This window comes from Spiroplasma endosymbiont of Eupeodes luniger (genome assembly GCF_964019525.1).
Lineage (GTDB): Bacteria > Bacillota_I > Bacilli_A > Mycoplasmatales > Nriv7 > Nriv7.
Window position 1 is genome coordinate 602967 of sequence record NZ_OZ026453.1, and the last position, 21991, is coordinate 624957.

Here is a 21991-nt window from a genome sequence, read left to right on the forward strand (position 1 = left end):
GCTCTCCTATTATTCTAAAAATTTCTAAATTGCTTTAAAAAACGATAGTCATTATTATAAAAATGACGAATATCTTCAATACCATATTTTAACATTGCAACCCGCTCAATACCAATACCAAAAGCAAAACCTTGTAAAGAAGCAACAAGATTATTTTTAATAAAAACATTCGGACTAATCATTCCAGCACCTAAAATTTCTAATCACCCTGTATGTTTACAAATACTACATCCAATACCAGCACACTTAGTACAACTTACATCCACCTCAACTGATGGTTCCGTAAAAGGAAAATAACTGGGGCGCAAGCGCATTTTACTTTCTTCATTAAATAACCGTTTAATTAAATAATTTAAAGTTCATTTCAAGTTAGCAAAGGAAATATTTGGTGCAACTAAAAAACCATCAATTTGCATAAACTGATGACTATGCGTAGCATCATCATCATCACGACGATAAACATTACCAATAGAAACAATAGCTAACGGTAAAGAAGCATCTTTATATTTTTCTAAATAACGAGCCGTAACATTAGTACAATGTGTTCTTAACAAATAATTACTATCTAAATAAAATGAATCTTGCATCTCACGAGCTGGATGATTTTTAGCTAAATTTAACCTTTCAAAGTTATATTCATCAGTATCTACTTCCTGTCCTTGCACAATTTCATACCCTAACTGTTCAAAAATTTGACTAATCTCACAAATAATTAAATTTAAAGGATGACGATTAGCAATCAAAAAACTATTCACTGGTAAACTAACATCAATTGTTTCTGATTTTAATTCTAATGCCAAATTTTCTTGCTTTAAAAATTTTTCTTGAGTTTCGAATAAACTAATTATTTCCTTCTTAAAAACATTAACAATCATTCCTAAAGCAATTCTTTCTTCATTTTTTAAATTACGCATTGTTCCTAATAAACTATCTAATTGCGATTTTTTACCTAAATATTTTATTTTTAAAGTTTGTAAAAGATCTAAATCTTGACATTCATTAACTTCTTTTTTTGCTTGCACTAATAATTCCTGTAATTGTTGTTCTGTCATTTACTTCACCCTACTATCATATAATAACTTGTTTAATTATAACAAATTCTATGTAAACCCTAATAAAAAAAAGAAATTATATTTTAAATATAGTTTCTTTTTTTATCTTTCTTTTATCACAAGTAAATATTAAATCTAATTATAATAACTATAAATTCTATTCATTTTCATTATCGTGATACGATTTATTTCATACTAATGATAATAATATACAAGCACTTACACCACAAACTATTAAAAATATAAAGGTTGCATCCCAACGATTGCTTAAACTTTGTAATCCCGAACTAATAACAACTTTAGATATCACAGCATCACCAAAATAACCAAATATCCCCGTAAAACCAGCAGCTGTCGCTACAACTCTTTTATTTGATAAATCCATCGCTTGCATCCCAATAAACGCAACTGTACCATAAATACAAAAACCAGCAATTCCCATAAAGAGAGCAATTTGTCAAATACTTTGATATTGAGCTTGTCATAAACCAACAATTGATAATGTCGTAATAGCAATTGCTGCTATCATAATCGATGTTAATCTTCCTTTAAATAATGTTTTAGCGGTAAATCCCATTAATATCGTTCCTGGAACAGCCATTCATTCAAAAATACTTCTTAATCATTTACCTTGATTCTTAACATCAAAATTATGCTGTTCTTTAAAGAAAGTTAATGTTCAATCAGAAACACCATTTCTTAATACATATATAAATAAATTAGCAAAAGCAATAATTCACAAATTTTTATTTAATAAAACATATTTTTTAAAATAATAAAATCAAGTTTTTTCAATAACCTTATTTTTACTACCATTAGCACTAACAATTTTTTTAACTTCAATAGACTTCTTGCATAACCTATTAAAAAAATTACAAATATTTGTAAAAAGACAGTAATAGAAAAATATAATTTTAATTAATTATGTCTTTTATCTAAAAAATTAATATTTTGCCACAACAAAAAACGAATTTATTATTTAAATTCTTTAATTTTAAATAAATCTTTTATGTTAAATTAATAATTGCAAATTATAAATTGAGGCAATTAAATTAAATCTTAAACCAAATCTTTTTCTACGATTACGATATCTTTCTGTCATAATTTTAAATTTTTTAAGAATAGCAAAAATATTTTCAATAATAATTCTCATTTTTGAAACTAGTCTATTATGTTGTTTTTGTGCTTTATTTAAATGGTTTTTCTTTGTTTTCTTTGTAGGTATTAGAAAATTATTGTGAATTTTTTGTATTCCTTGATAACCACTATCAACTATTAATTTGGTATTTTTTAAAATTGGGATTTTTGATTCTTTAAATAAAGCATAATCATGTTTTTTCCCAAGTGAAAAACTTGTTGCAATAATTTTTCTGGTTTCTTGTTCGATAATTACTTGTGTTTTAATGGTGTGTTTTTTCTTTTTACCAGAATAAGATTGTTTTTGTCTTTTTTTGGGCGTTGGATTGGAGTTTCGGTAGCATCAATAATAATAGTTTTATCATTAAAATAATCATTTATTAGTGCTTTTTTACCAGCAAGTTGTTGAAAATCAGAGTTTTTAATTAAAATATCTTCAATTCACTTGATATTCGGATAACAATTAGCTTCACTAATTCCGAAATTTTTACCAAGATGAAAATAAGTCTGATATTCTCGTCAATATGATAAAGTCATCAATAATCTATTTTCTAGTGATAATTTATTAGTTTTACCACCTTTTTTAAATTTTTCTATTTCAGCTACTTGTAAAATATCTAACATTTTATTAAAAGTGGATTTTTTTATTCCTGTTAATCTTAACCATTCTTTATCATTAAGAGTATTAAATTTATTATTGTTCATATTTTGATATCCTCATAAATTATATTTTATAAGAATATTTTAATAAAAAAGGTATCGCAAGAAATCTAATATTAGTAATATTAATACCAATCGTTCATCCCATTGCAAAATTCATTAATGATGACAAAATTAAACCGATTCCTAAGAATCAACGCGCATTACTACGATCACCAACAGAACCCATTACAAATTTAGAAACCCCATAACTAAGTCCCATTGCCTACCAACTAATGAATAAATATCTTTTTTTCAAATATTATGACCTTGCATTCCCAAAATTGCTTTTAAAGTTCCTGGTGTTGCGTCAAAACCCATATGAATAATATTTGAATTTAAAATTGATGTTTCGGAACAAACATCTTGATTTTTTTCAATAATTGTTATTTTATTATTTAGATTGTGCTAATAATTTCTTTGCAAGTTCAAGACCAACAATTACTGAGCCAATAATTAATATTTTTTTCACCCTAACATTCCTTCTTTTCTTACTAATTAATTTAATATCTTAAAGCAAGTTTTATTTTAATACACTATAAAATGAAAAAAAATTTTTCTTTGAAACATTATTTCATTATTAATTTATTATTTTAAAATTTTTTTTAATTAAGCATTTGATTTATATATCGTGGTAGCAATAATAATCATGTGCTATCTTCTTAACCATTTTTATTTAATAGACTTCTTGCGATACCTTTTTTATTAAAATATTCTTATAAAATATAATTTATGAGGATATCAAAATATGAACAATAATAAATTTAATACTCTTAATGATAAAGAATGGTTAAGATTAACAGGAATAAAAAAATCCACTTTTAATAAAATGTTAGATATTTTACAAGTAGCTGAAATAGAAAAATTTAAAAAAGGTGGTAAAACTAATAAATTATCACTAGAAAATAGATTATTGATGACTTTATCATATTGACGAGAATATCAGACTTATTTTCATCTTGGTAAAAATTTCGGAATTAGTGAAGCTAATTGTTATCGGAATATCAAGTGAATTGAAGATATTTTAATTAAAAACTCTGATTTTCAACAACTTGCTGGTAAAAAAGCACTAATAAATGATTATTTTAATGATAAAACTATTATTATTGATGCTACCGAAACTCCAATCCAACGCCCAAAAAAAGACAAAAACAATCTTATTCTGGTAAAAAGAAAAAACACACCATTAAAACACAAGTAATTATCGAACAAGAAACCAGAAAAATTATTGCAACAAGTTTTTCACTTGGGAAAAAACATGATTATGCTTTATTTAAAGAATCAAAAATCCCAATTTTAAAAAATACCAAATTAATAGTTGATAGTGGTTATCAAGGAATACAAAAAATTCACAATAATGTTCTAATACCTACAAAGAAAACAAAGAAAAACCATTTAAATAAAGCACAAAAACAACATAATAGACTAGTTTCAAAAATGAGAATTATTATTGAAAATATTTTTGCTATTCTTAAAAAATTTAAAATTATGACAGAAAAATATCGTAATCGTAGAAAAAGATTTGGTTTAAGATTTAATTTAATTGCCTCAATTTATAATTTGCAATTATTAATTTAACATAAAAGATTTATTTAAAATTAAAGAATTTAAATAATAAATTCATTTTTTGTTGTGGCAAAATATTAATTTTTTAGATAAAAGACATAATTAATTAAAATTATATTTTTCTATTACTGTCTTTTTACAAATATTTGTAATTTTTTTAATAGGTTATGCAAGAAGTCTAATAAGCTCCCCTCTAAGACATAAAAAATGCAACTAAAAAAGTTACATTAATTTTGATTCATTATTTCATAAAGACTAATAGTTAAAGCATTAGCAACATTCAAAGATTCTACTCCATTTGATGTTGGAATATAAAAATTATCATCAATCAATGGTCATAAATGAGGATTTATTCCTTTACTCTCATTACCAAATAATAATGCTACTTGACTATTAAATTTTACATCTCGCAAACGATTATTAGCTTCTTTAAATACTGTACCATAAACTTTAAAACCTTTATCTTTTACACTAGCAATAATAAGTTCCAAATTAGTTTTAATAATATTTAAATGAAATATCGCCCCCATTGAAGTCCGAATTACTTTATCATTATAAATATCAACACTATCATTACTAATATATAATGTTTGGACATTAAAGGCAACACAACTACGAATGACGTTTCCTAAATTAGTCGGATCTTGAATCTTATCTAACATAACAACTAAATTTTTATCAACTTCATAACTATCTAAAAAACTACAAACACCAATAATTGGTTGTGGATTAACAGTTGTAGATATTTTTTTAATAATTTGCTCATTAACAACAATTATATTACTAAAATCTTCTATTTTATTAGCAATATCTTGTGTTGTTAAAATCATTAATAACTTATTTTGTTTCTTAGCCTCTTCAATTAAGTGAAACCCTTCAATAAGAAACTGTTCCTTTTCTTTACGATACTTACTCTCTTTTAACTTAACTAAATCCTTAATTAATGAATTATCTATTGAATTAATTATTTTCATATCAAAAATGCTTTCTAAAATTAATGGTGCCCAAGATCGGACTCGAACCGATACGGATCAACCGATGGTTTTTGAGACCATTGTGTCTACCATTCCACCACTTGGGCCTTATTTTTTAATTATATAGTAGTTTTACTAAAAAATCAATATTTTCCCCAAGAAAATCGCCTATTACTTAATAATAACAGGCAACCAATTAACTATTCTCAATTTTCAGTTTTATTATTTGTTAATACTTCAATTTCAAACGAAGCATAAGAATTTCTTACTTTAATAATTCGGAAAATATAGTTATTATATTGAAATTCTGGACTTTTCTTAGTAATTTTTCCTTCACCGCTAATTTCACGATATCATTCATTTAATGACTTAGCATTTGTTACAGGTACTGATTCATTTAAAGTTTGAAATAACTTTTTTAACTTAATTGTTCCTACTACTTGAAATTTATGATGCCCAATTTCATAAATTTTTCCTGTTGCATCATGCTCATCATAAATTTCACCAACTAATTCTTCAATTAAATCCTCCATTGTAATAATACCAATAAAATCTTTTTTAGTTTTACTACTTGTTACAATTGCTAAATGCATCTTACTCTTTTGCATTTTTTCTAAGGCAACACTTAATTTGGTATTTTTAGACAAAAATAACGGTTTTTGCAAAAGCGCTGGTATCGTTAATGATTCATCATCAAGAGTATTAATAATAATAATATCCTTAACATTAAGAATTCCCTTAACAACCTTAGTATTAGAATTTATTACAGGTACTCTAGTAAACCTCTTTTGCCGATATAAAGTCTTAATATCACTAATAGAACTATTGTAATTAATTGTTATTACTTTATCTCTTGGTTGCATTGCCATTTTAACAGTTTTTTCATCAAACATAATTGCTGAAGTAATTAAATGACGCTCTTGCTTTTCCAAAACTCCTTCATTTTCAATAGTTTTTACAAGTTCTAATAACTCTCTTTCTGTTGTTGAAGGATGCTCTGATTTTAATTTAATTTTTGAAAACATATAAGCTAACGGGTAAAAAATTAACCGCACCACAACAATCACTCAAGAACAACTAATAGCTAACCTTTCAGGAATTCATCGCGCAATATTTTTAGGAATAATTTCGCCAAATAACAATACAATTACTAAAGAAAACATTGTTGATATTATTAGTGATCAATATGTTGGTAAACCCAATTGATTATCAAAAAAGAAAGTAACAAATGTCGCTAAAGCAATGTTAACTAAATTATTAGCGATTAACAGCGTTGTAATCGTAATACTATAATCTTTAACTAAAAGATATACTCTTTTAGCTTTTTTTGCCTGCCTTTTATTAGTTTTTGCTAAATTTTTAATCCTAATAATATTAATTGAAGTTAATGCTGTTTCCATTGCTGAAAAAAAAGCACTTAAAAATAATAAAATAAATATTGTTGGTGCTAACCAAGATAATGTAATTTGTCAACTCATATTAAAAATGAGCCAATCATCAATTTCCATTAATTATTAATTCCTCCTAAAAGATAGTTTCTTTAAATATGGGCTATAATTATAAAATAAAAAAACCCATTGGTATTAAGTAATTCTTAATATAGGTCGCTTTTAGTTTTCTTAGGTATTGCTTTGAAGAAGTAAAACAATCAGCTAATTATATTATTTAATTACTAAACTAACCATACCTTTCTTGTTATTGTCATTTTTATTCTTTTTTATTTTATCATATTTATTGAATTTTTACACAATAAAAAATTATTAATTATTATTAAATTTTAACTAATATTTTTACTTACTTAAATCTATTATATTTATTTGTTACAGCATTACCTTTATAATTAATTCAACTATCATCATTTTTATTATTATATTTATTTCATAATGAATTTTTATATATTTCTTTTCTGATTTCTATTTCTGAATTAATATTTTCATTAATATAATGTAATACATTTAATTTGTTTAAATTTGCCATTCTTAAATGTAATAGGTTATTTAAATTCTTATGATTATATATTTTTGCTCCGTATCCTAATTGTTGTTTTACTAAATGCGATACATCACTTTCAATGCTACAACCGATATTTCATTCTAAATTTTGATTATGAATACCTTGCTTATTATTACTGAAATAATTACTCGCCTTCCTTAAATTTGTTTTAATATCTTTATTTAATTCATTTTTAGCAACATTACGAATGTTTTTGATTAATTCTTGATGATTTCCATCCTTATATAATTTAATTCAACTATTTAGTGTTACTTTACGATTTTCAAAAATAATATTAAATGCTGTTTGTTTTAATTTTTTAATAGCATGATAACCATCCAAAATATATCTAACATTACCAAAACTATTGGCAATTTCTCTAATTCAAGTATCACCATCGCCACAAACAATTATTTTGTCATAATTAATATTTACATAATGTTTTTGTAATTCTTTAATAGACTTCTTGTATAACCTATTAAAAAAATTACAAATATTTGTAAAAAGACAGTAATAGAAAAATATCGTAATCGTAGAAAAAGATTTGGTTTAAGATTTAATTTAATTGCCTCAATTTATAATTTGCAATTATTAATTTAACATAAAAGATTTATTTAAAATTAAAGAATTTAAATAATAAATTCGTTTTTTGTTGTGGCAAAATATTAATTTTTTAGATAAAAGACATAATTAATTAAAATTATATTTTTCTATTACTGTCTTTTTACAAATATTTGTAATTTTTTTAATAGGTTATGCAAGAAGTCTAATAAATAAATCTCAGAAAGTTTGTTTAATTTGTTCTCAATTAAATTCTTTTAAGTTTATTATCATTTTTTATCTCCCAAAAATCATTTTTATTGGTAAATACATAATTGAAATTAATGCGAAAAGAAAAGTAATGATAATAATTAATCCGGCAATAAAAGCAACTTGTGCAGGCATTTTTTCTGTCGGAACAAACAGTTTTAAGAATTCCATAATAATTTCTCAAAACATTATTTTTTATCCGCGTTATTTTCTTTTGAATTAGGAGCTTTAACTCATTCTTCAAAGCGAGCAATAAATACTTTTTCGTCTTTTGTAAAATTACCAGTATTATTTTTAATGGCATTTTTATATTTAATTCGCATTTTTATTTTGGCATAAATTTTATAAGCAAAATATGCCAATAACATTATGCAAATAATAGTAAATATTATTCCAATCGCAATATTCATTTTTAAACTCCTTTAAAATAGTTATAATTTGTATCTTTTTTGTTGTTTTCTTTTTCGGCAATGAAGAAACTTAATAATTCTTGTCCTTTAATTCACTTGGTTTCTTGCTGTTGTTGATTAACTGAAATTACTTGATATTTACTATCTTTTATTATTCCGATGCAAATAGAATTTTCATATTTTCCTTTATAAACAAATCGCTTTGGAAACCAAATGCCGATTTTTTCATTAAATCACGGAATTTTTGGTGCTTTAATAAACATTGCGTCTTGTGTTTCTTTTAAAAGATATTTTTTAGTATTTAAGAAAATGTTTTCAATGTTTTTCATAATAAATTACCTTTCTTATAAATAAACTAAGTTATATTAACTAAGTTAGTTAACTTACTTTTTTAAACACTTATATATCGCAGATTTAAGTGTTTAACAAGCTTTGTTAGTAAATTTTTTTTAATTAGATAAAGATTTTAATAATTTTAAACTTAGTATATCCCTATATAGAAATTTCTACACTTTAATATCCGCCCTACCCTTGGAACTAATTTAATAGCGTGTATATTTTTAGGAACTCCACCCATTCATTTTTTTATTGCAAAACGAAACAAATTGCTATAGCTAATAGGATGTTATCTATTAACTGGTAAACTTCTTTTGGTTATGGCGACCACCCACAATTTATCGTGCTTTAATACATACCAACATTATTAACTCACTTGTATTTAATTTTCAAAGAACAAATTTTAACATCTTATAAAATAAAAAGACAACCATTGCTGACTGTCTTAATACTTATTCAAATATTTTCCCACCTAACAAAACTTTATGCGTCCCTTAATATATCCTAAACTAAATTTTTTTCCTTAACTTTATTTTCATAATATTTTTTATTATAAGAAGAACTTTTAATTTGCTTCAATTCTAAATTTTGTGAAATGATATTACCATTTATATGAGCACAATCCAATGTTTTTTTTTAATTTTTGTAAACGAATTTTTAATTTATCAACTGCAATTAATAATTGTTCTTCTTGATTAATAGAATTTTCTTTATTTAAAGCATATTTAATTTGATTTAAATGTTGTTGTTTATTTTGTAAAAATTCTAACACTCACTCATAACATTCATAAGTAATGCCAATTGCAAAAGTAATAAAAACCATTCAAACATTCATGATTTTTAATCCCTCATTAGTAACACTAATAATCGTAATAACACAAATTATTAAACTAACATAAGTGTGTGCTATATTACAGATGATCATTTTTCATTAGACTTCTTGCGATACCTTTTTTATTAAAATATTCTTATAAAATATAATTTATGAGGATATCAAAATATGAACAATAATAAATTTAATACTCTTAATGATAAAGAATGGTTAAGATTAACAGGAATAAAAAAATCCACTTTTAATAAAATGTTAGATATTTTACAAGTAGCTGAAATAGAAAAATTTAAAAAAGGTGGTAAAACTAATAAATTATCACTAGAAAATAGATTATTGATGACTTTATCATATTGACGAGAATATCAGACTTATTTTCATCTTGGTAAAAATTTCGGAATTAGTGAAGCTAATTGTTATCGGAATATCAAGTGAATTGAAGATATTTTAATTAAAAACTCTGATTTTCAACAACTTGCTGGTAAAAAAGCACTAATAAATGATTATTTTAATGATAAAACTATTATTATTGATGCTACCGAAACTCCAATCCAACGCCCAAAAAAGACAAAAACAATCTTATTCTGGTAAAAAGAAAAAACACACCATTAAAACACAAGTAATTATCGAACAAGAAACCAGAAAAATTATTGCAACAAGTTTTTCACTTGGGAAAAAACATGATTATGCTTTATTTAAAGAATCAAAAATCCCAATTTTAAAAAATACCAAATTAATAGTTGATAGTGGTTATCAAGGAATACAAAAAATTCACAATAATGTTCTAATACCTACAAAGAAAACAAAGAAAAACCATTTAAATAAAGCACAAAAGCAACATAATAGACTAGTTTCAAAAATGAGAATTATTATTGAAAATATTTTTGCTATTCTTAAAAAATTTAAAATTATGACAGAAAAATATCGTAATCGTAGAAAAAGATTTGGTTTAAGATTTAATTTAATTGCCTCAATTTATAATTTGCAATTATTAATTTAACATAAAAGATTTATTTAAAATTAAAGAATTTAAATAATAAATTCATTTTTTGTTGTGGCAAAATATTAATTTTTTAGATAAAAGACATAATTAATTAAAATTATATTTTTCTATTACTGTCTTTTTACAAATATTTGTAATTTTTTTAATAGGTTATGCAAGAAGTCTATTCAATAAACAAAAGGAATAATTGCTAAAGAAAATAAAAATCCTCATAACAAAAAAGTTATCAAAGCCACATTTGATGATGAAGTTACTGGCGAAAGACTTAAAATATATGCAAGATTAATTTTTAATAATTGGTTACTACTATTAGAATATCAACAATCAAAACACACAATGGTAACGAAAATAATAATAGTATGCATCCACAAAAAGTTAAACTAAATGATTTTTTAAAAAGTATTGCCTTAAATTTTATTCACATTAATGAATTCCTCTTTTTTCTAAAAGATTAGATCTTAAATATTTTTTATTCACTACTTTTACTCCTAGTTTTAATTTCTAAATCCGCAATAATATCATTTTTAGTAAAAGGATTTTGCGGGTCATATATTCAATTATTATCAAAAAATCTTGTTACTTGTTCATTTCCATTATTACCAATAGTTATTGAATGAAAACGATTACGATTATTATGAAGTTCTTGAATTTGATTAACTAGTTTTGATGATAAATCAATTGTTAAAAAATCACTAATAATTAATACATCAGCATTTTGATATTTTTTATAATTCATCACATTAATAGTTTGAATAATAGCAGGAGTTATATTCGTACTACTATGAAATGAATGTGATAAAAATTTAACTAAATTTTTTAATGATGATCTAACTGTTGTTAAATCAAATACTTCTAACGAATCAGAAAAATTAATCATATAACAATCTCGCCTTTGCTTTAAAGCAAGTTTAACAATTGCTAAACTTAATGCCTTAGCAATATATTCCGGTTCACCACGCATTGAAGCTGAAGTATCAATACACAAAATAAATGGTCCCTCAGTTTCTGGAAGTGGATGATGACTTTTTTCTTTTGTTATTGTTTCAACATTAACTACATCATTAGAAATAAATTCAAATGTTGATAATTTTTTTTCAAGAAATTTTTTATAAAAAATTGGTTGTAACTTAGGAATATTTAAATGAACTAGTTCCATTGGTAATAAATGTTCTAAATCAGCACTTTCGGTAATCCCAATAATTTCTTCTGGTCATTTACTAGCAGGACGAATTTCATATTCAATATTAATCTTTTCAGTAATTACGGCTTCTAATTTATCAGATTGCCCTTTTAATCGTCCTAATAATTTAGCAATTGTCATAATTGCCGGATCAGTCTGCAAAAAATTTGCCAATTTTTGTAATTGTGTTAAATCTAACTTTTCAAGTTCTTTAACATTGCCATCTCAAAAACGACCAAAAAAATTTCAAATAAATCCATATAAACGACGAAATTTTTTAACAACTTCAATGCGGTCATATACTTCGCGTAAATATTTTTTTCTTAATTCATTAATTGATGATAATTTAAAATCAATAACTCGCTTTATTAATAATTGTTCTCAATTATTAATAAAATTTTGAAAAATAAGTTGTAAGTCTTTCGTTTTATCATTTAAAAGATAGTGATAGTAATTCATTTTCATTACAAATGGTGATACCACCTTTTCTAAAGTAAAATATACTTTTTCATAATTATCTTTTAAACCTTTAATGCCATTTTCACGAATTCAATAATATAAATAAATTTCTTGTTTAATGTTAACCGATAATGATTGAGAAATAATTTCTGATTCAATTTGACTCGCATAAAAATGATTAATCTCATCATCAAATGCTGTTGCCAATCATTTAAAATTAGTTTTAAAAGTTTGAAATGATTTTATATTTTTATCAACTTCTTTTAATAGTAAAATTTGCTTTTTTAATTCTAAATCAATAGCATTTTCTAAAAACTTTATCATTTGTAACAACTCTTTTTCTTATGAATTAATTTGTAAAATATCAAATTTTTCTTCATCAATAGTTTCTAAATCATTAAAAGCAACATCTAAAATCATTTTATACTGTTCATCAAAAAATATTGCTGATAAAGAACATAAACGGTCTTTTTCATTTTTAAAATCTTTTGTTAAATTTTTAATTTCTTTTTCCGTTTTATCAACCTCTTTTGTTATTTTTGTAACTTGATTTAAAGTTGACTCCAAATCTTCAATTTCAATCGGATAAATATTTTTTTTGCTATCAATTAACTTATTATCGGTATAATAAGATAAATTGACTTTAATATGACGATTTAATTGATTTAAGGTTTTCCCAAAAGATAATTTAACAATTTCAAAATCATCAAAATTTTTTCTAATTTTTTGATAATCAGCTAATGAAAGAAAACAAATCGGCAAATCTTTATTTGTTACTAATAAGCGATGATAATTACCAACTAATTGCCCTTTAAAAGGATTAGTATATACTGAAAACTTAATATTTTCTAATTGAACTTTATTTAATTGTTCATTTAATTTATCTAATCGATTTTCTAGTTGTTCTTGTTTTTCTTTTAACTCATATGTTAATGCATTAGTATAAACCTCATAAAATAAACTAGCATATTCTTTTTGTTGTTCTACTGTATCTCAAATACAATGAACAACAATAATTCAATCTGGTTTATCAGTTTCAAGACGAGCATTAAAAAAAGCCGATGCTTTCATCAAAAAAGCAATCTTATTTCAACGACGATCAGAAATATATGCTTTCCCTTCAGTTACTAAATATAATTTTTTCCGGAACCGAGAAATAAACTTTAATGATAAATCTGATAATTTTACTTTAGCAATTTCTTGTAACCAAGTATGATACTCAGTATTAGTAATTTGTAATTGTTCATCAACAATAACATCTAATTTAGTTGCTGATTCAATCATAGCATTAAAATTTTCTTCATTAGCAATACTGCAAACCACATAACGAATAATAAAGCGATCAAATAATGCTTCTAATCCTTGATTAACTTCTGGCAATTCATTTGATGCTGATATTAATAATTTTAATGGTACCTTATAATCTTTCCCCGCATTACGAAATATTTTTTCATTAATAATCGTTAACAATGTATTTTGAATTGAAGGTCCAGCTTTTCAAATTTCATCCAAAAATACAATATCCGCACTTGGCAAATAATTTGTTGTTAACCGCCGATAAATACCATTTTGTAAATCAGTTATTGAAATTGGTCCAAAAATTTCTTCTGGCGTTGAAAAACGATTCATTAAATTTTCAAAAACATTGGCTTGGCAAAATAAATATTTCATTCGCCGTGAAACTAACGACTTAGCTACACCATGTTTTCCCAAAAGAAAAATTGATTCACCAGTTAACATTGCTAATGTTGCCAATTTAAAAACATTTTCTTTCTCAAAAATACCAACTGATGCTTGTTGCATTAACTTTAAAATTCGTTGCCTAAGTTCTGTATTTGCCATTATTTTCATTCTCCTTTTTATTCAACACTTATTTGTTGTTTAATATCATCAGCTTTGACAATTAACACAGCAGCACCAACAATTCATATTACTACTAAAATAAAAATCATTGTTAAATAAATTGCTAAATTAGTCGCGACAAATTTAAAACTAGAAAAAACTACTAAAGCCATCACAATAAAAACCATCATTATTAAAAAATAAAAAACAGCAAAAATAATATATGCTATCGCTCAACCAAAAATAGTGCCCGCACGCCGACAAACGGCCATAGGAATAAAATATAATAATGAATATAATGTCGATAAAGTTAAAAAAATTATTCCAATTATTTTATCAAATGATACTTCTAAATCTGTAATAAATTGAAAATCTAATTGATCAGCTAATAATAAAATTGATTTCCCAAGAATATCGCGACCAAAAAAATACGAAATAACTACTAAACAAATTTGTGCGAAAATAATTAAAATCCGAGCACCTCTTTCCGATTTCGAATCTCAATACATTTTTCGTTGCGACAAACTATTTTGAAGCGGATTAACATATTGAAATCGTTGTTCATCTAATTCATTTAATTTCTTAGTTGGCGGTGAAGCATTATATTCTTGTTCTAGTTTATCAAATTCTGGGAATTGTTCACTAAAACTAAATAATTTTTTTTCTTTTGAACTCATTATTTAACTTCTCCTTTATTCATTTTTAAATTCGCAACATTGTCAGTCTCAGATTCAAAAATAATAATTTCTTGTGGTTGAAAATTCAATTTTACTTCTAATTGCTGATCATTAACAGTTAATAGGATTGTTCCTAAAAAAGTTGGTCGTAAACTAGAGTTATTATCATTTTGTTTTCTTCCTTCATATTTAGGTAATTCCTTAATATTAAAATTAATATTTGTTTTTGATAAATTAATTTGCAAGTTTCTTAGTTTAATATACAATAAATTTTTTTATTAAAGCTAAAACTATCTAACTGCTTTAAACTATTAATATATTGCGTATTGATAGTATACCTTAAATTCAAGTTGATTTTGAAAATCTTGATGAATATCATTAATATTATAATTACAAATTTAAAGAAAATGATTATTTATAAAATTATTTAAATCAAAAAAACTAGGGAAATTTTCAACATATTTTTGGATTAATGTTTTTATATCAATATTATTTATCTCATAAGTAAATAAAGGTCTTTTATTTAAAATTGTTGGTTTAACATCTTTATCGGTATATATAACTATTTGATATAAATAATTAATTTTTAAATTATACCAATAGTTATTATGACTAAGATTAACAACACCATAACTATTCATATTATGTCTAACTGGCAAAAATTTCAGATACTTAATTTCCTTTGCTTCATAAAAAAATTTTAAACCATCTTTTTTAATATTTAATTTATCTAAGAATTCCTTTCTTAAAGTATAATTAATTGAGGATAAACTATTAACTAGTGATCGTTCATTAAATTCTTTAACAATTGAATTTGCTAAATCTTTTGTTAAAAAATTTTGTTCGTTAGATTTTTCAGCAACAAAAAATTTATGTTCTTTGCCAAATAAGAAAATATTATCAATTTCTTTTGAAAAATTAATACAATCTTTATTATAGGGATTATATTCAAATACCCAATTATAAGATTTAAAAATAGTAAAACCAATACTAACAAAAATAATTAAAATTGAAAAAGAAACTGATAATTTTAAATAAAGATTATTACTAATCTTTATTTTTTTCTTTTGTGATTTTTTAACTTTTTTTTTCATTATTTTACTCCAATTTTATTATCATTTTTATATTCAAAAGATAACTTTAAAATTTTTTGATATTTTATTTCTTTAAATAAAAAAATGGTACTAACTTCTAAAATAAGAAAATTTAAATTAAAAATAATAAAACTAGTTAATAATCATTGTGGTCAATAGTTATTTAATAAACTAATAGTAAAAACTATTAAAAAATAAATTATTCATAAAACAGCAATTATGATAACTCATATTTTCAAAAAATTTTCTTCTTTAACTTTTAACATTACAATAAGCGTAATTAATGTTAAAACTGCTGTCAAACCACAACTACTTAGTCCTAAATAATATGAATTTTTAAAAAATTTTCTATCCTTTATTAAACCAATAATAAATTTATCAATTTGCAAATTTTGTCCTCAACCAAAACCAATGAAATAACTTAAACATAAAAATAAAACAACATTAATAATTATTAATAACCGCAATGTTATTTCTCGTTTAGTATTCCATCAAACTTTTAATGTTGCTTTTTTTATTAATTTCAAACTCACTTATATCACCACTTTTCATCATCTTTTATAACATTTTAAATTTAATGTTCAAAATAATATTTAAAGAAAATAACTTTCAATAATTGCTTTTTCTAAATCACGTGACATATTTTTCACTTTCCTTAATAACAATAACGCGCCACTTATTAATAAAATAAACCCCACAATACTTAAAATAATAGTATTATTTGTTCCAATATTATAAATTCTCAAATAAATACTAAATGCAAAAATAAGAGAAAAAATGATAATACCAGTTAAAATAAACACAATTGACCAACTTTTAATACTAACAATAGTTTTGCACACTAATAATGGAATAATAAAAAATAATGACGATAATAACGCCATAATCGTTGAAAAAATAAATATTATGGAAATAATAATCATTCTAACTGTTGTTGTGACTTCACTATTAAAATCTAAAAATCATTTCGCATAATTAATAGCATTTAAAAAAATAGTAACAATAAATAAAACCTGACTTAAAATTAATATTAATCGTGCCATTTTTTCTAAAAATGAGCCATAGTAAATTCTTGTGGCATTAATATCTTGCTTTAAAGTAATAATGCGATTATTATTTTGATCTAATCGTTTTTTACCTATTTCATAAATATCATTACTTTCATTTAAATCATTTTTATTTAACATTTTTAACCATTCTTTCATTATTTAATAACACAATATTTTTAGCAACAATACTAACAATAATTTCTCTAAGCAAAAAAACTAATTCCTGTTAAAATAATTTCTTCATCATTAAAACCAATAATATTCATAGTATATTTGTAGGCATTAAAATTAATCTGCTTAATTTCAACAATGTTTAACTTCTTTTTTAAATTTAATAAATTAGAATATTGATTTTCCGATAATATTGGTAAACTAACATCATCAATAATATTAAATTTTTTATTAGTTACAAGATAATTATAAAGATAATTATAAATTCCTTTTTTTACCCTATCTTTTCAATTATCATTTAAAAATTCTCAATCTTGAATTTTCTCTAAAACAAGTTTTGGAAATGAAATAGCAAAAGCAATATATTCAGCAATAGTTTTGTTGCGCTTCTGTTTCAATCGATTCGTTGAACTAATTAATAATTTCTGACTAGCAACTTTATTAGTATAATGATTAGTTACAATAAAAGGCTGAATTGGCAATTGCTCATAAGATTCATATAACTTATCAACTTTAATATTACTACTAATAAAATAAATATAAATTACTAAATCAGAACGATAAATTTTATTTTCTTCAATAAGAACTTGGGATGCATCATATAACTTTTCTCTACAAGTATCTCAATCATTAATATTAGCACACTCATTAAGAAATTGGGTAGTAATTATTGGTTTAATCTTAATATCATTACCAAACTCAATTGGATTTGCAAAAATAAAATCTCTTAACGAATCATTTACTTCGCGATAAATTTCTTTTCCTAATACTTTATCAGTAAACAATACCCGTTCACTAGTTAAATAACCAGTAGTAGCATTAGTTATATTATTTTGAGAAATTTGCTCTCTAGACCCTTGAAATGAATAAAAGTCAAAATAATTTTTATAAAACACATTTGTATTAATAATTTTTAAATTAAAAGATAATGAAAAAATATTAGCATTAACAACTTCATAAATATCAGGGCGATTAATCTCATATCTTTCAATATCTTTAACTAACACTTTTTTTACTTTCACATCATCTTGAATAAAACTATTATCAATTTCTTTACCATTTTCAGCAGTAAGATATTTATAACGATAATCAAATTTTTTATAAGTTTTATTATTTTTTTGTAAAAATTTATTATTTTGAACATAATTTTTAAAATATTTTAATACTAAATTCTCTAATTCAATAAACCGTAAACTTTTAAACTTATCATAGTTTTTAACACTAATTTTAGCCCCATCTAAAAGTAACCTATCATTAATAATCCCAGGTGCTGAATCATCAGGAATTGGTTTAACAGTTAACCCTTTATCATCAGGATTAAGGATTTTAGGACTAATATCTGGAATTTTTTTATTATCACTATCCTCTAAATTAATGGCATTGGTAAAAACACTAACCATATCTAATGTTAATAAATATACACCTGGAATAATTATCGCAATAACTGTAAAAGTTAAAATTAATCCTAATCACAATTTATTTTTACTAACAATAGTTATTTTTTTAGTAATTTTATTAATATTTTTTCAATGATTAGAATTTGTTTTAATCAATATCATTTTCTCCTTTCAAAAATTATTAATAGTTTTTAATTTTATTCAACATCTACTTTTTAATTTTATATTTTTTATCAATTTAATGCAAATAATAACAAAATAAAATTATCCATTTTTATTTATTAGACTTCTTGCGATACCTTTTTTATTAAAATATTCTTATAAAATATAATTTATGAGGATATCAAAATATGAACAATAATAAATTTAATACTTTTAATGATAAAGAATGGTTAAGATTAACAGGAATAAAAAAATCCACTTTTAATAAAATGTTAGATATTTTACAAGTAGCTGAAATAGAAAAATTTAAAAAAGGTGGTAAAACTAATAAATTATCACTAGAAAATAGATTATTGATGACTTTATCATATTGACGAGAATATCAGACTTATTTTCATCTTGGTAAAAATTTCGGAATTAGTGAAGCTAATTGTTATCGGAATATCAAGTGAATTGAAGATATTTTAATTAAAAACTCTGATTTTCAACAACTTGCTGGTAAAAAAGCACTAATAAATGATTATTTTAATGATAAAACTATTATTATTGATGCTACCGAAACTCCAATCCAACGCCCAAAAAAAGACAAAAACAATCTTATTCTGGTAAAAAGAAAAAACACACCATTAAAACACAAGTAATTATCGAACAAGAAACCAGAAAAATTATTGCAACAAGTTTTTCACTTGGGAAAAAACATGATTATGCTTTATTTAAAGAATCAAAAATCCCAATTTTAAAAAATCCCAAATTAATAGTTGATAGTGGTTATCAAGGAATACAAAAAATTCACAATAATGTTCTAATACCTACAAAGAAAACAAAGAAAAACCATTTAAATAAAGCACAAAAACAACATAATAGACTAGTTTCAAAAATGAGAATTATTATTGAAAATATTTTTGCTATTCTTAAAAAATTTAAAATTATGACAGAAAAATATCGTAATCGTAGAAAAAGATTTGGTTTAAGATTTAATTTAATTGCCTCAATTTATAATTTGCAATTATTAATTTAACATAAAAGATTTATTTAAAATTAAAGAATTTAAATAATAAATTCGTTTTTTGTTGTGGCAAAATATTAATTTTTTAGATAAAAGACATAATTAATTAAAATTATATTTTTCTATTACTGTCTTTTTACAAATATTTGTAATTTTTTTAATAGGTTATGCAAGAAGTCTACTGATTATTTTGTTGATAATTGCGATGCCTTAGTGCTGTCATCATTAATATCTGATGACTATTCTTTAAAAGATATTGTTATTCCTTTTAAAAATTATAACCAACTTTTAGAACACAATGGTTATCTTAACCCGAAATTTCCTAATGAAGCATTACAATTGGATTTTAAAGAAGAAAACAATAAAATTTTAAAAATTATTGAGCAAATTGCTTTACCAGTTATTGGATATATTCCAGTTGTTGGTAATATTATTAGTAAAGTTAGTGAAGTTGTTGATGCGATTACGGGTGCTCTAAATGTTTGAGATAATAGACTTCTTGCGATACCTTTTTTATTAAAATATTCTTATAAAATATAATTTATGAGGATATCAAAATATGAACAATAATAGACTTCTTGCATAACCTATTAAAAAAATTACAAATATTTGTAAAAAGACAGTAATAGAAAAATATAATTTTAATTAATTATGTCTTTTATCTAAAAAATTAATATTTTGCCACAACAAAAAACGAATTTATTATTTAAATTCTTTAATTTTAAATAAATCTTTTATGTTAAATTAATAATTGCAAATTATAAATTGAGGCAATTAAATTAAATCTTAAACCAAATCTTTTTCTACGATTACGATATTTTTCTGTCATAATTTTAAATTTTTTAAGAATAGCAAAAATATTTTCAATAATAATTCTCATTTTTGAAACTAGTCTATTATGTTGTTTTTGTGCTTTATTTAAATGGTTTTTCTTTGTTTTCTTTGTAGGTATTAGAACATTATTGTGAATTTTTTGTATTCCTTGATAACCACTATCAACTATTAATTTGGGATTTTTTAAAATTGGGATTTTTGATTCTTTAAATAAAGCATAATCATGTTTTTTCCCAAGTGAAAAACTTGTTGCAATAATTTTTCTGGTTTCTTGTTAGATAATTACTTGTGTTTTAATGGTGTGTTTTTTCTTTTTACCAGAATAAGATTGTTTTTGTCTTTTTTTGGGCGTTGGATTGGAGTTTCGGTAGCATCAATAATAATAGTTTTATCATTAAAATAATCATTTATTAGTGCTTTTTTACCAGCAAGTTGTTGAAAATCAGAGTTTTTAATTAAAATATCTTCAATTCACTTGATATTCCGATAACAATTAGCTTCACTAATTCCGAAATTTTTACCAAGATGAAAATAAGTCTGATATTCTCGTCAATATGATAAAGTCATCAATAATCTATTTTCTAGTGATAATTTATTAGTTTTACCACCTTTTTTAAATTTTTCTATTTCAGCTACTTGTAAAATATCTAACATTTTATTAAAAGTGGATTTTTTTATTCCTGTTAATCTTAACCATTCTTTATCATTAAAAGTATTAAATTTATTATTGTTCATATTTTGATATCCTCATAAATTATATTTTATAAGAATATTTTAATAAAAAAGGTATCGCAAGAAGTCTAATCTATTTTCTAGTGATAATTTATTAGTTTTACCACCTTTTTTAAATTTTTCTATTTCAGCTACTTGTAAAATATCTAACATTTTATTAAAAGTGGATTTTTTTATTCCTGTTAATCTTAACCATTCTTTATCATTAAAAGTATTAAATTTATTATTGTTCATATTTTGATATCCTCATAAATTATATTTTATAAGAATATTTTAATAAAAAAGGTATCGCAAGAAGTCTAATCTATTTTCTAGTGATAATTTATTAGTTTTACCACCTTTTTTAAATTTTTCTATTTCAGCTACTTGTAAAATATCTAACATTTTATTAAAAGTGGATTTTTTTATTCCTGTTAATCTTAACCATTCTTTATCATTAAGAGTATTAAATTTATTATTGTTCATATTTTGATATCCTCATAAATTATATTTTATAAGAATATTTTAATAAAAAAGGTATCGCAAGAAGTCTAATGAAAAACGATCCCTTATTTGATATTGCTTCTTTTATTAGCGAAAC

At 23.2% G+C, this 21991-nt stretch carries 31 protein-coding genes and 1 tRNA gene; 7 read left to right on the forward strand and 25 right to left on the reverse strand.

Annotated elements, in window-relative coordinates; translation table 4 throughout:
* Positions 1-14 precede the first annotated feature (14 nt).
* The 5 genes from pheS to AACK86_RS03525 all read right to left on the reverse strand — a co-directional run bounded on the left by pheS (position 15) and on the right by AACK86_RS03525 (position 3111).
* Complete coding sequence (gene pheS, locus AACK86_RS03510; RefSeq protein ID WP_338981294.1) at positions 15-1052, reverse strand: phenylalanine--tRNA ligase subunit alpha; 1038 nt, start codon at positions 1050-1052, stop codon at positions 15-17.
* 157 nt (positions 1053-1209) lie between these two features.
* Entirely contained in the window at positions 1210-1794 is a 585-nt protein-coding gene (locus AACK86_RS03515) for a hypothetical protein (RefSeq protein WP_338981296.1), read from the reverse strand.
* A gap of 270 nt (positions 1795-2064) precedes the next feature.
* Complete coding sequence (locus AACK86_RS07550) at positions 2065-2457, reverse strand: transposase family protein (RefSeq protein ID WP_422398358.1); 393 nt, start codon at positions 2455-2457, stop codon at positions 2065-2067.
* The gene (locus AACK86_RS07555; protein ID WP_422398213.1) at positions 2442-2894 is read right to left on the reverse strand and encodes a transposase family protein; all 453 of its coding nucleotides are present in this window, start codon (positions 2892-2894) and stop codon (positions 2442-2444) included. The genes AACK86_RS07550 and AACK86_RS07555 overlap by 16 nt, the downstream gene beginning before the upstream one ends.
* A gap of 19 nt (positions 2895-2913) precedes the next feature.
* On the reverse strand, positions 2914-3111 hold the full coding sequence (locus AACK86_RS03525) for a hypothetical protein (protein WP_338981300.1): 198 nt from the start codon (positions 3109-3111) through the stop codon (positions 2914-2916).
* A 525-nt stretch (positions 3112-3636) separates the two neighbouring features.
* Between AACK86_RS03525 and AACK86_RS07560 the strand changes: the two genes are divergently transcribed.
* On the forward strand, positions 3637-4089 hold the full coding sequence (locus AACK86_RS07560) for a transposase family protein (protein ID WP_338982632.1): 453 nt from the start codon (positions 3637-3639) through the stop codon (positions 4087-4089).
* Positions 4074-4466, forward strand: coding sequence for a transposase family protein (locus tag AACK86_RS07565; protein WP_422398306.1), 393 nt, complete (start codon positions 4074-4076; stop codon positions 4464-4466). Before AACK86_RS07560 ends, AACK86_RS07565 begins: the two co-directional genes overlap by 16 nt.
* Before the next feature lie 215 nt (positions 4467-4681).
* On the opposite strand, the gene AACK86_RS03535 is transcribed toward AACK86_RS07565, so the two are convergent.
* The 8 genes from AACK86_RS03535 to AACK86_RS03575 all read right to left on the reverse strand — a co-directional run bounded on the left by AACK86_RS03535 (position 4682) and on the right by AACK86_RS03575 (position 9811).
* On the reverse strand, positions 4682-5428 hold the full coding sequence (locus tag AACK86_RS03535) for an RNA methyltransferase (protein WP_338981302.1): 747 nt from the start codon (positions 5426-5428) through the stop codon (positions 4682-4684).
* Between the two features lie 24 nt (positions 5429-5452).
* Positions 5453-5535 (reverse strand) — tRNA-Leu (locus AACK86_RS03540).
* Between the two features lie 93 nt (positions 5536-5628).
* Complete coding sequence (locus AACK86_RS03545; protein WP_338981304.1) at positions 5629-6936, reverse strand: hemolysin family protein; 1308 nt, start codon at positions 6934-6936, stop codon at positions 5629-5631.
* A 286-nt stretch (positions 6937-7222) separates the two neighbouring features.
* Entirely contained in the window at positions 7223-7762 is a 540-nt protein-coding gene (locus tag AACK86_RS03550; RefSeq protein WP_338981306.1) for a hypothetical protein, read from the reverse strand.
* A gap of 495 nt (positions 7763-8257) precedes the next feature.
* The gene (locus tag AACK86_RS03560; RefSeq protein ID WP_338981308.1) at positions 8258-8419 is read right to left on the reverse strand and encodes a hypothetical protein; all 162 of its coding nucleotides are present in this window, start codon (positions 8417-8419) and stop codon (positions 8258-8260) included.
* Complete coding sequence (locus AACK86_RS03565; RefSeq protein ID WP_338967872.1) at positions 8419-8640, reverse strand: hypothetical protein; 222 nt, start codon at positions 8638-8640, stop codon at positions 8419-8421. Before AACK86_RS03565 ends, AACK86_RS03560 begins: the two co-directional genes overlap by 1 nt.
* Before the next feature lie 2 nt (positions 8641-8642).
* The gene (locus tag AACK86_RS03570; RefSeq protein ID WP_338981310.1) at positions 8643-8969 is read right to left on the reverse strand and encodes a hypothetical protein; all 327 of its coding nucleotides are present in this window, start codon (positions 8967-8969) and stop codon (positions 8643-8645) included.
* A 608-nt stretch (positions 8970-9577) separates the two neighbouring features.
* Positions 9578-9811 carry a hypothetical protein gene (locus tag AACK86_RS03575; RefSeq protein ID WP_338981312.1) on the reverse strand — a complete coding sequence of 78 codons (234 nt, stop codon included), beginning with the start codon at positions 9809-9811 and terminating at the stop codon, positions 9578-9580.
* A gap of 165 nt (positions 9812-9976) precedes the next feature.
* On the opposite strand from AACK86_RS03575, the gene AACK86_RS07570 reads away from it, so the two are divergent.
* Together AACK86_RS07570 and AACK86_RS07575 are read left to right on the forward strand one after the other, a co-directional pair.
* The gene (locus tag AACK86_RS07570) at positions 9977-10396 is read left to right on the forward strand and encodes a transposase family protein (RefSeq protein WP_422398214.1); all 420 of its coding nucleotides are present in this window, start codon (positions 9977-9979) and stop codon (positions 10394-10396) included.
* Entirely contained in the window at positions 10338-10805 is a 468-nt protein-coding gene (locus AACK86_RS07575; protein WP_422398215.1) for a transposase family protein, read from the forward strand. Before AACK86_RS07570 ends, AACK86_RS07575 begins: the two co-directional genes overlap by 59 nt.
* A gap of 472 nt (positions 10806-11277) precedes the next feature.
* Here AACK86_RS07575 and AACK86_RS03585 read toward each other — a convergent pair whose 3' ends face one another.
* From AACK86_RS03585 to AACK86_RS03620, 8 genes are all read right to left on the reverse strand, one after another.
* A complete protein-coding gene (locus tag AACK86_RS03585; protein ID WP_338981316.1) occupies positions 11278-12771 on the reverse strand; it encodes a VWA domain-containing protein in 1494 nt (497 codons plus the stop codon).
* Positions 12772-12789: 18 nt separating this feature from the next.
* Positions 12790-14289: an AAA family ATPase gene (locus AACK86_RS03590; protein WP_338981318.1), complete on the reverse strand. Its 1500-nt coding sequence runs from the start codon at positions 14287-14289 to the stop codon at positions 12790-12792.
* A gap of 17 nt (positions 14290-14306) precedes the next feature.
* The gene (locus AACK86_RS03595) at positions 14307-14966 is read right to left on the reverse strand and encodes a hypothetical protein (RefSeq protein WP_338981320.1); all 660 of its coding nucleotides are present in this window, start codon (positions 14964-14966) and stop codon (positions 14307-14309) included.
* The gene (locus tag AACK86_RS03600; protein WP_338981322.1) at positions 14966-15232 is read right to left on the reverse strand and encodes a hypothetical protein; all 267 of its coding nucleotides are present in this window, start codon (positions 15230-15232) and stop codon (positions 14966-14968) included. Before AACK86_RS03600 ends, AACK86_RS03595 begins: the two co-directional genes overlap by 1 nt.
* 132 nt (positions 15233-15364) lie before the next feature.
* Positions 15365-16060 (reverse strand): hypothetical protein, encoded by a 696-nt coding sequence (locus AACK86_RS03605; RefSeq protein ID WP_338981323.1) that lies wholly within the window; start codon positions 16058-16060, stop codon positions 15365-15367.
* Positions 16060-16593: a hypothetical protein gene (locus AACK86_RS03610; RefSeq protein ID WP_338981325.1), complete on the reverse strand. Its 534-nt coding sequence runs from the start codon at positions 16591-16593 to the stop codon at positions 16060-16062. Before AACK86_RS03610 ends, AACK86_RS03605 begins: the two co-directional genes overlap by 1 nt.
* Before the next feature lie 60 nt (positions 16594-16653).
* Positions 16654-17247 (reverse strand): LPXTG cell wall anchor domain-containing protein, encoded by a 594-nt coding sequence (locus AACK86_RS03615; RefSeq protein WP_338981327.1) that lies wholly within the window; start codon positions 17245-17247, stop codon positions 16654-16656.
* Between the two features lie 65 nt (positions 17248-17312).
* Complete coding sequence (locus AACK86_RS03620) at positions 17313-18839, reverse strand: hypothetical protein (RefSeq protein ID WP_338981329.1); 1527 nt, start codon at positions 18837-18839, stop codon at positions 17313-17315.
* A 188-nt stretch (positions 18840-19027) separates the two neighbouring features.
* Here AACK86_RS03620 and AACK86_RS07580 point away from each other — a divergent pair, with 188 nt between their 5' ends.
* From AACK86_RS07580 to AACK86_RS03630, 3 genes are all read left to right on the forward strand, one after another.
* On the forward strand, positions 19028-19480 hold the full coding sequence (locus AACK86_RS07580) for a transposase family protein (RefSeq protein WP_422398216.1): 453 nt from the start codon (positions 19028-19030) through the stop codon (positions 19478-19480).
* A complete protein-coding gene (locus AACK86_RS07585) occupies positions 19465-19857 on the forward strand; it encodes a transposase (protein ID WP_422398359.1) in 393 nt (130 codons plus the stop codon). The genes AACK86_RS07580 and AACK86_RS07585 overlap by 16 nt, the downstream gene beginning before the upstream one ends.
* Positions 19858-20058: 201 nt before the next feature.
* Positions 20059-20385: a hypothetical protein gene (locus AACK86_RS03630; RefSeq protein ID WP_338981333.1), complete on the forward strand. Its 327-nt coding sequence runs from the start codon at positions 20059-20061 to the stop codon at positions 20383-20385.
* A 199-nt stretch (positions 20386-20584) separates the two neighbouring features.
* On the opposite strand, the gene AACK86_RS07590 is transcribed toward AACK86_RS03630, so the two are convergent.
* From AACK86_RS07590 to AACK86_RS03645, 4 genes are read right to left on the reverse strand one after another with little or no spacing between them, the layout of a single operon-like run.
* Complete coding sequence (locus AACK86_RS07590; RefSeq protein ID WP_422398360.1) at positions 20585-20938, reverse strand: transposase family protein; 354 nt, start codon at positions 20936-20938, stop codon at positions 20585-20587.
* Between the two features lie 23 nt (positions 20939-20961).
* Positions 20962-21414 (reverse strand): transposase family protein, encoded by a 453-nt coding sequence (locus AACK86_RS07595; RefSeq protein WP_422398216.1) that lies wholly within the window; start codon positions 21412-21414, stop codon positions 20962-20964.
* A 39-nt stretch (positions 21415-21453) separates the two neighbouring features.
* Complete coding sequence (locus AACK86_RS03640; RefSeq protein WP_338981335.1) at positions 21454-21645, reverse strand: hypothetical protein; 192 nt, start codon at positions 21643-21645, stop codon at positions 21454-21456.
* A gap of 39 nt (positions 21646-21684) precedes the next feature.
* Complete coding sequence (locus AACK86_RS03645) at positions 21685-21876, reverse strand: hypothetical protein (RefSeq protein ID WP_338981337.1); 192 nt, start codon at positions 21874-21876, stop codon at positions 21685-21687.
* Between the last annotated feature and the right edge of the window lie 115 nt (positions 21877-21991).